This is a genomic window from Eikenella sp. HMSC061C02, from assembly GCF_001809035.1.
Taxonomy (GTDB): domain Bacteria; phylum Pseudomonadota; class Gammaproteobacteria; order Burkholderiales; family Neisseriaceae; genus Eikenella; species Eikenella corrodens.
Genome location: NZ_KV795578.1, coordinates 18610 through 27657, shown reverse-complemented (window position 1 = coordinate 27657; position 9048 = coordinate 18610). Strand labels below are relative to the sequence as shown.

Sequence of the window (9048 nt, the reverse complement as noted above, 5' to 3'; positions counted from 1 at the left end):
TTGCCGATTTAAACGGCAAATTGAGTGCGGCCTATACGTTGAAAGTGAGTACCGATACCCGCACCGGCACGAAGATAGTAGGCGGCATTTCGCTGTTGGCGGACGGGACCAGCGGGCAGTCTGAGGTAGTGATTCAGGCGGATAAGCTGGTGCTGTGGAACAACAAGAAGCTGCCGATGTTCACGGTAACCGGCGACAAAACCTACTTCAACGGGGATTTGATTGCCGATGGCTCGATTTTGGGGCGGCACATCAAGGCCAACCAAACCATCGAAGCACCGGACATCCGGGGCGGTACGTTGAATATGGCGGATGGGCGCTTCATTGTGACCAAGGAGCACGGGGCGCAACTGCGTTCCGACCCCAACAGCAAGGTGGGCACGCAGGTGGATTATCGCGGCCTGATTGTACGCAACGAGAAAGGCCATGTGATGGTGCGGGTGGGTAAGCTCACCAATTGGGGCGATGATTGATAGGAGGGTGAGATGGCCGAGGAATACGGCATTCAGATGTACGACAACGACGGCAACATATTAGATACCAATTTGGATTCGGCGTTAGTGGTCGAAGGAACCATTATTCTGGGTAACGACCCGATTGGGCGGCTGGCTTTAGACCTCCTCTTCCCTTTGCGCGATAAATTCAAAGGTATCTTCATCATGCCGATATTCCACTCCTTCTGTATTAACAGCGGGACTGAGCACGCTTCCACGGTGTATTTCGACCAAAGTTCGCTGTGCTGGAATATCAGCTACGACGCCCGTAGCGGGGTAAATCGGAATCTCGCCCACCACGGGGGCGCTTTTGCAGGAAGGCAGTTTTTATATGGCTACGTCAACTGATTACGGACTGGCGGTGTATAACGAGCAGGGGGTAAATGTACTGGCAAAAAACCTGTTCTGCCCGAAATTAATCGGCAGCATGACCCTGCGCCTGCGCGGTTTGGACAGGCCGCTGCAAAATCTGACGGTACTGGCTGCCGACGGGCGGGAATTGCCGATTGACGATGCCAGTCGCAACCTGCCGCTAAAAAAACTGCTGGAACGCGGTTTGCGCCAGGGCGCAGAGGTGCACGCAGCAGGCATGATGCGCACCCGGGGCGGCACGCTTCGCACGGCCTGCACCATGCGTTTCGAGTTCTCGCTGTACGGCGGAGAACGGGACAGCGCCCCTCTGTTGCCGGCGGTGATTCACGGCTGGGGCGGCGGCTACGATGCGTCCAAATGGGAAAAGGCAAGACGTTTGGTGCATTCGGTGGTTTCCGGGCAGGATTGGCAGCTGGCCAGGCTGCTGAACAAACTGCGCTACGGCGGCGGCCGCCCGGCCGATTATCCGAAATACCGGCTTGATTGGGCACAAAGCCAAGAGTTGGGGCGGGGCTTGGCTACCGGACTGCCGGTGACCATGACTTTCCGCAGCCGCGCCTTGAGTGCAACCGACAGCCCGCAGACGGAATTAGACGGCTTCGGGCTAGTCTCTTGCTGTGGTGGTCGTTTGTATGTAGAGATGTCACCGAATACTGAAATCACGGTGCATTTTTACGAACTGGCCGGCATCCCGTGGGAATACTTTGCTCAATGTTCGACTGTGGAGCCGCCGCCGTCTTACGGCTTGGTGGTGTACCGCTACGAACCGGCACCAATGAAGTTTGTGATGACGGTGGGCGATACCGGCGATATGTTCGGGATGACGCAGCAGCCTTCACCGTTCGAGATGGGCTATATCGACCGGGGCAGTTATGTGTTTCTATCAGATTCCGCGCTCACTTTGGAGGACTTGGCGCAGCGTATCGGGCAGGAAAATTCAACAATCAAGCAGCAGATGTCAGAACTGTTTGAAGGGTCTCCAGATAAACCGTTGCGCTACGAAGTCCTGAATAACGCCCGCCCGTATCTGCGCCTATTGGCCAGTAATGCGGCCATCCGTAAAGGCCAGGCAATCACGGTACGGACTGACGGGCAATCCAACCAGGGGGCGATTTACACCGTTCAGGGGGGGCACGACTACAGCAAGGTGTGCAATATGCTGACCCACGGCGCTGCGGGGTTGTTCAAGCTGCCCGGCGGCGGACTGATGAACGCGGTGGGCGGCACGATGGCGCACAGCGCATTCGAACGTTCGGTGTCGAATCGACCGATTTATGTACGCGGGCCGAAGGTGCCGGACGACTACAAAGGGGCACCGTGGAATCGTAAAGTGCCGGTTAGGATGTCGGATGTGTATAAACGGGCCGGGTTGGACTACCATGCGCCGCAGCACAAGCCGTCTTGGGACGAACTGATGGGTAGTCCCAGCGTCCTCGACCGATTTAATAACTTTTTGAACACCCATACTTGGCAGTTGCAGCGGGCCGTCAATCTGTTGTTTAAGCTCGATCCGGTGGTGGCCTACGAAGAGAACACTGCCTACTCCGCCGAAGAAGCGGCCAAGCGGCGTCGCGATTTACGGATGCAGAAGGAGCGCTACAACGAAGCCGAGTCGCAGCGTGAGTTTGAGACTTGGGGCGGTTGGGACGTGGAGGTACAAAAAGAGATTCAGGCTGCAACTGCGGGGCAAAAAGCGTTGATGGATTTGATTGACCTCGTGCTGAACTCCTCAGAGGAAAACCACTCAGACCAGATTCCGTTCTGGGGTGGTCAGGGCTTCCGGCACAGTGACGACAAACTGGAAGTGTATAAGTACGTCTCGATTAAATCCGACGGCAAAGCCTATCAGCCGCCTGAATACGTCCCGGAAAACTGGATTTTGTGCCGGTTGCCGGTATAGGCACATCACTACTGAGACCCTGACGGGTCTTTTTTATTGGAGACAATATGGAGCAAGTCAATTTAGGCAGCCTGCCCGACGGGACGGGCGGCGATAGTATTCGCGTTGGGTTTCAGAAGTGTAACGACAACTTTACCGAGGTTGCGGAAAAGTTAAAGACAGCCGGCGGCACATCCGCCGAAGAGTTGAAGCAGATTAAGGATGCTGCTACTGCTTTGGCAGAGCGGGTAGAGAAGCTAGAGACAACAGGTGGCGGCGCACCAGCTGGTGAATTGGCGACGCTGAAACAGCAGCTACAGCAACTGCAAACCAAACTGACGGCGGCGGAACAGGCGGCCAGCGGGGCGGTTAGTAAGGCCACTACCGCGCAGCAGGCCGCAGCAACCGCACAGCAGACGGCGACATCTGCACAACAAGCGGCCAGCGGTGCGGCACAGACAGCCAACGCAGCGAAGCAGGAAGCGGCGGCGGCAAAGCAGGCGGCTGACGGGAAGGCTCCGGCGAGCCATACGCACACCCACAATCAAATTAGCGATTGGGATTCAGCCCTGACGCAAACGGTTACTCAGGCGCTGGCCGCCGCCATGCCGGCAGTGAAATCCGAAACCGGGTACATGAAGCTGCCGAACGGGTTGATTATCCAGTGGGGTCTAGCTTCCGATAACGGCGACCCCAAAAACTTCCCGATCGCGTTCCCCAATAAGGCATTGATTCTGGTGGGCTCGGCTAAGTGGGGCGCTGCCAGTAAAGAAACCAGTATTAACGCGAATATCCTCGACAACGCCCGCTTTACCATGATTAACGGTAATGGGTATGACAACGACACATCACCGAACTACTGGCTGGCCATCGGTTATTAATGGAGGCAGACATGACTATTTTTTACTCAAAGACGACTGGCGGGTTTTACGACAACCAAATCCATACCACCCTACCGGAGGATGCGGTAAAGATTACTGCCGAATACCATGCCACGCTGCTGGCCGGTCAAGCGCAGGGTAAAACCATCCTGCCGGGTAAAGACGGCAAGCCAGTGCTGGCTCCACTCGCTCCCAGCCATCTGCACCAATGGAACGGTAAAGACTGGGTGTTGGATAAGGCCGCCGCCTCCCAGTTGCTGGCCGAAGCCATCGACAACGGCACTAAGGCAATTAACGATTTAGTAGATGAAGCCTACCGCCATGTAACCCGCTTCTGGCCGGAGTACCAACTCCGAGAGCAGCAGGCTATCGAGTACAAAGCCGGTGGTTATAAGGGTGAGTTACCGACTCAAGTCGCTGCCTTTGCTGAGCCTGCGGGTAAAGGAGGTAAAGAAGCTACCGATATTATCCTTGCTCAAGCGGCGAAACTTCGTGTCACTCTGGAGCAACTGGGCACCCTACGGATGAAGAAGCTTGAACTCAAGAACCTGAAAACCGCAGCCGAAGTTGATAAACGTGCGGCGGAGATTGTGACTGCCATTCAACCGCATCTCCATGAGCTAGAAAAGGTGGGCAAATGATTTACCTAGCTTTGTATCACGGACACCGAGACGGTTGGAGTTTGAAGTCGATACTCGCCCGTTGCACAGACGGACTCACCCGAGTGCTCACTAAAGGCCGCTACTCACACTGCGAGATTGCGGTTATTGAGGAAGAGATTCAGTACCCGGCACACATCGTAACCGTGGACGATCAACCTGCTCCCCTGGTGGGCACTTGTTACAGCGCAAGTCTCCGGGACGGCGGTGTACGTCGCAAGACGATGCTTCTACCCCGCACAAAGTGGGACCTGATACCCATAACCGACGACACACAACTTGAAGCCCGGCTCCAACAACTGTGGGAGAAGACACAGGGTCAGCCGTATGACTTATCTGGGTCGCTAGGCGTGGTCTTTAAGACGAAGCAGCACGAGCGCAAATGGTTTTGCAGCGAGTGGTGCGGCAGGGTTTTAGGGCTGTCCGAGTCGTGGAGATTCTCTCCCAACGATTTGGCAGCCATCTACAGCAAGGAGGAAAAATGACCACACTAGGTGTAACTACTACCGCAGGTCATGTGATTAGCCTGAGCACGTTTGGCTTCTACGGCACTCTATTAGGTATGCCGCTGGAAGCCTTGGTACTCGGTGCAGTCGCAGGTGCTCTGCAACACGGTTTGAAAGAACCGGGCAGTCGAAAGAACGGCATCCTCGTCATCATCGTCAGTATGGTGCTGGCCGGCTCTATCTCGCCTTTGGCGATCGCCTACCTGTCTCTCAGTCTCGGCTTGGAGCAGGAGGTTTTTAAAGCAGCAATCCCTGTCGCAGTAGGGTTTGGTTGGTCTTGGGCCGCCCCACTGCTGAACGATAGTCTGCGACGTTTGTTGGCAGGCTGGATTAACAAACTCGGAGGACAAAATAATGAACCCTGAAATGATCTCTAGCTTACTGGCGGCCACAAATATTGTGGCGATGGGCGCCATCTTTGTGTACTCGGCGTGTGCTTTGTCGGTCAAAAAATGGACATGGAGACACCCAGACCTCTGGGTTCATGCGTGTTTGATCGGAGGTGCACTCGCGGTCATCGGGCACAGTGTGGAAACAGGCCAACCTCACAACTGGACAGAGGTTATTTTTAACGTCGCAGCCGCCGGTTACTTCCTTGTGCGCTCCCGACGGATTCATTTGTTGGATGGTTTATTGAGGAAGAAATCGAAATTACCGTTGAGCCAGCGCAGCAGTTAGTTTCAAGCTGCCTGAATGATTGAACAGATGGAACTTGCCCGCACAACGCGGGCTTTTATTTTGGAGATTAGAAATGGCATTACCTGAATTACCTTGGATTGCCGAGGGGCGCAAACATATCGGCTTGGCAGAGATTCCTGGCAAGCAGCATAACAAGCTCATTATTAACTGGTTGATTGGTTTGGGTGCTTGGTGGAAGGACGATGAAACCCCGTGGTGTGGGACCTTTACTGCTTACTGCTGCCGTACCGCCGGACGAGATTTACCGAAGCATTGGTACCGCGCTAAAGGTTGGTTGGAAAACACCACCAAACTGTCGAAACCCGCCTACGGTTGCATAGTGGTGTTTGAGCGGCAGGGTGGTGGGCATGTCGGCTTCCTTGTCGGAGTAACCGCAGATGGGTACCTAATGGTACTGGGGGGAAATCAAGGGAATCGTGTCAGCATCGCCAAGTTCAGCAAAGACCGTGTAGTGGCGTACCTATGGCCGAACAAAGATGGCAAGCCATCCTACCCGGCCGATGGTCGCTACACCTTGCCAGTGCTGACCTCAACCGGTCAAGTCAGCCGTAACGAAGCCTAAAGAGAAAGCCCCGCATGAGCAGACAAGGTGCGGGGCAGCACTTCCAGAGAGATACTGTATAAGAGTAGGGAGGGGAAGTGCATAAGTCTAATTATACCACAACGTGGGGTTTGAAATGAAAGCAGAATTACCGTGGGAATGGTGCCAGAGAATGATCGGCACTTGGGAGGCAGAAGCCAAAGCCGCATCCGAAGCCGGAGATTATGAAACGTGGAAAATTGCGGACCGCGAACTGACCAATTACCGGCAGATGTTGGAGCAAATGGAACGTTGATGGAATGTACATATCACAGTGACATGTACAAAAGTGTCATCAAATTAAATATGAGGAAGAACTAATGGGATTTGTCATGAAATACTGGCGATGGTTCGCCGGTGGCGGAATTGCCGCCCTACTGATCGGTGCCCTACTCGGCTATGGTGAATACCAGTACAGAGCCGGAAAGAGAGCCGGGGAATTGAAAGTACAGGCCGAGGTTGCGGAAGCCGTGAAGCAGCAGACGCAAGCCACGTTAGAGAAAGAGCGGCAGGCGCAAGCGCAGTTGGCGCAGGCCCAGGCTCAGATTGAACAGGAGAGAGAAAATGCGAAAACTACCATTACTGCTTTGCGTACTGAGCGTGATCGCTTGCGTGAGTACGCCGACACACGTCGCCGCGCCGTGTCCCAAACCGTTACAACCTCCGGCGCATCTGATGGCGCGGAAGCTGCCCGAGGCTGGCAGCTATTCAGCCACTGTTCTGAAAGACTTTCAGGATTGGCAGAGGTAACTGACGGCTACCGAAACGACCTTGCCGAGTGGCAGGCGTATGGTAGGATTATGGCAGGTCAGACTCAATAAAAGAGTTTGGACAAAGTTTGCCGAGGTGTAGCCTAATATGCTGGGTTTAGCCAAAGTTTTAGCAAGCGGTAGATTAGCTAAATCAATTAGTTATAGAAAATTCCCGTGACTCATAATCCTTTGGTCGCTGGTTCGAGACCAGCCAGACCCACCAAGAATAGGCTCACAGGCTGCACTCCGTTGCAGCCTGTTTTCTATCAGAGGCTCTTCTGCTGCCAAAAATAATGCTGGTAAAATCCACAAAAATCCTGTATAGTTCGCGCTCTTGAACCGGAAGCGTGGCAGAGTGGTTTAATGCAGCGGTCTTGAAAACCGTCGTGGGGTTAGACCCACCGTGAGTTCGAATCTCACCGCTTCCGCCAAATTGAAAACCTTCGTTGCAAAACGAAGGTTTTTTGTTTGGGCTGTTCCATTGGCTGATAAAAGGCTACCTGAAAATTTCGCTTCGTTCCATTTTCAAGTAGCCCTATTCTTTTTCAGGTAGCCTTTCCTGGCTTACCCATCCAGCCCTTGCTGCACCATCTCGGCAGCGCGCAATACGGCGCGGGCTTTGTTTTGGGTTTCCTGCCATTCGGCTTCTTCATCGGAGTCGGCCACAATGCCGCCGCCGCTTTGCACGTAGAGCGTGCCGTTTTTAATCACCGCGGTACGGATGGCGATGGCCAAGTCCATGTCGTTGTTGAAACTCCAGTTGCCCACCGCGCCGCCGTAGATGCAGCGTTTGGCCGGCTCAAGCTCTTCAATGATTTCCAGCGCGCGCACTTTGGGTGCGCCGGAGAGTGTGCCGGCGGGGAAGGTGGCGGCGAGGATGTCCATATTACCGATGCCGGGTTTGAGCTCGCCTTCCACATTGGACACGATGTGCATCACATGCGAATAGCGTTCAATCACCATTTTATCGGTTACCTTCACGCTGCCGGTTTGGCTGATTCGACCCACGTCGTTACGGCCCAAGTCGATGAGCATAACGTGTTCGGCGATTTCTTTGGCATCGGCCAGCAGGCTCTCGGCTTGAGCGACATCTTCTTCCGGCGTTTTGCCGCGCAGGCGGGTGCCGGCGATGGGGCGCACGGTGATTTGGTTACGCTCGCGCCGCACGAGGATTTCGGGCGAAGAGCCGACGATGTGGAAATCGCCGAAATCGTAGTAAAACAGATAGGGCGAAGGATTGAGCGTGCGCAGGGCGCGGTAGAGGCTGAGCGGCTTGTCGGCAAAGGGCAGGCTCATGCGCTGGCTGGGCACCACCTGCATACAGTCGCCGTCTAAAATATATTGGCGGATCCGGCGCACGTATTCTTTATAGCGCGCTTCGCCGGTTTCGTGCTGCGGTGTGGTTTGTGCGCTGCCGAGCGAGAGCGGCAGGGCAACGCTTTGGCGCAGCTGTTCGCGCAAGGCTTCGAGCCGCTCGCGGGCTTTCAGGTAGTCTGCTTCGTCGGCGGCCGGGTCGGCATACACGATGAGGTGGATTTTGCCGCTGAGGTTGTCCACCACGGCCAGCTCTTCAGAAAGCATGAGCAAAATATCGGGCGTGCCGATTGGGTCGGCTTTCGCAGGCTGTTTCAGGCGGTGGGCGAGCTGCTCGAAATGGTAGATGGTTTCATAGCCGAAATAGCCCACCAAACCGCCGATGAAGCGCGGCAGGCCGGGGATTTCGGGCACTTTATAGCGGGCGTGGAACTGCTCGATAAAGGGCAGCGGGTTGCCTTCGTATTGCTCGACGATTTGGCCGTCGTGGTACACCTCCACCCGCCGGCCGCTGGCTTTCAAATAGGTGCGGCTTGGCAGGCCGATAAAGGAATAGCGGCCGAAACGTTCGCCGCCCACCACGGATTCGAGCAGGTAGCTGAAAGGGCGGTTGGCGAGCTTAAGGTAGATGGAAAGCGGGGTATCCAAATCGGCCAGCAGCTCTTGCACCAGCGGGATGCGGTTGTAGCCGGCGGCAGCTTGTTCGCGGAATTGTTGCAGGGTAATCATGGTGTGGATTTAAAACGGTTGGGATTAGAGCTACCTGAAAAATTATAGTGAATTAAAATCACCATGCTACCGCGTTGGCTCGCCTTGACGTACTGCTTGTACGCCCTGCGGCTCGCCGCCTTGTATCATTTTTATTTTAATCCACTATTAAAGGCTACCTGAAAACGTAGCGCAGCGAAGTTT

General features: G+C 54.9%; 11 protein-coding genes and 1 tRNA gene. 11 read left to right on the top strand and 1 reads right to left on the bottom strand.

Going from position 1 to position 9048, the window contains the following annotated elements:
* The 11 genes from HMPREF2541_RS11320 to HMPREF2541_RS11270 form a co-directional block, all read left to right on the top strand.
* On the top strand, nt 1-473 hold a 473-nt coding region (locus HMPREF2541_RS11320), incomplete at its 5' end, for a phage tail tip fiber protein (RefSeq protein WP_141744250.1).
* Nucleotides 474-485: 12 nt separating this feature from the next.
* Complete coding sequence (locus tag HMPREF2541_RS11315) at nt 486-842, top strand: hypothetical protein (protein ID WP_070543644.1); 357 nt, start codon at nt 486-488, stop codon at nt 840-842.
* The gene (locus HMPREF2541_RS11310; RefSeq protein ID WP_070543642.1) at nt 826-2766 is read left to right on the top strand and encodes a hypothetical protein; all 1941 of its coding nucleotides are present in this window, start codon (nt 826-828) and stop codon (nt 2764-2766) included. Before HMPREF2541_RS11315 ends, HMPREF2541_RS11310 begins: the two co-directional genes overlap by 17 nt.
* A gap of 47 nt (nt 2767-2813) precedes the next feature.
* On the top strand, nt 2814-3626 hold the full coding sequence (locus HMPREF2541_RS11305; RefSeq protein WP_070543640.1) for a gp53-like domain-containing protein: 813 nt from the start codon (nt 2814-2816) through the stop codon (nt 3624-3626).
* Nucleotides 3627-3637: 11 nt separating this feature from the next.
* Nucleotides 3638-4267: a hypothetical protein gene (locus HMPREF2541_RS11300; RefSeq protein WP_141744249.1), complete on the top strand. Its 630-nt coding sequence runs from the start codon at nt 3638-3640 to the stop codon at nt 4265-4267.
* 499 nt (nt 4268-4766) lie between these two features.
* Nucleotides 4767-5156, top strand: coding sequence for a hypothetical protein (locus HMPREF2541_RS11290; RefSeq protein WP_070543632.1), 390 nt, complete (start codon nt 4767-4769; stop codon nt 5154-5156).
* Nucleotides 5146-5469: a hypothetical protein gene (locus HMPREF2541_RS12435; RefSeq protein ID WP_070543630.1), complete on the top strand. Its 324-nt coding sequence runs from the start codon at nt 5146-5148 to the stop codon at nt 5467-5469. The genes HMPREF2541_RS11290 and HMPREF2541_RS12435 overlap by 11 nt, the downstream gene beginning before the upstream one ends.
* Nucleotides 5470-5542: 73 nt before the next feature.
* Complete coding sequence (locus HMPREF2541_RS11280) at nt 5543-6052, top strand: NlpC/P60 family protein (RefSeq protein ID WP_070543628.1); 510 nt, start codon at nt 5543-5545, stop codon at nt 6050-6052.
* Between the two features lie 115 nt (nt 6053-6167).
* A complete protein-coding gene (locus HMPREF2541_RS12295; protein WP_168161116.1) occupies nt 6168-6326 on the top strand; it encodes a hypothetical protein in 159 nt (52 codons plus the stop codon).
* Between the two features lie 64 nt (nt 6327-6390).
* Nucleotides 6391-6891 carry a hypothetical protein gene (locus HMPREF2541_RS12290; protein ID WP_070543626.1) on the top strand — a complete coding sequence of 167 codons (501 nt, stop codon included), beginning with the start codon at nt 6391-6393 and terminating at the stop codon, nt 6889-6891.
* A 272-nt stretch (nt 6892-7163) separates the two neighbouring features.
* A tRNA-Ser gene (locus HMPREF2541_RS11270) sits at nt 7164-7253 on the top strand.
* Between the two features lie 133 nt (nt 7254-7386).
* On the opposite strand, the gene trpE is transcribed toward HMPREF2541_RS11270, so the two are convergent.
* Nucleotides 7387-8865: an anthranilate synthase component I gene (gene trpE / locus HMPREF2541_RS11265; RefSeq protein WP_070543624.1), complete on the bottom strand. Its 1479-nt coding sequence runs from the start codon at nt 8863-8865 to the stop codon at nt 7387-7389.
* Nucleotides 8866-9048 lie beyond the last annotated feature (183 nt).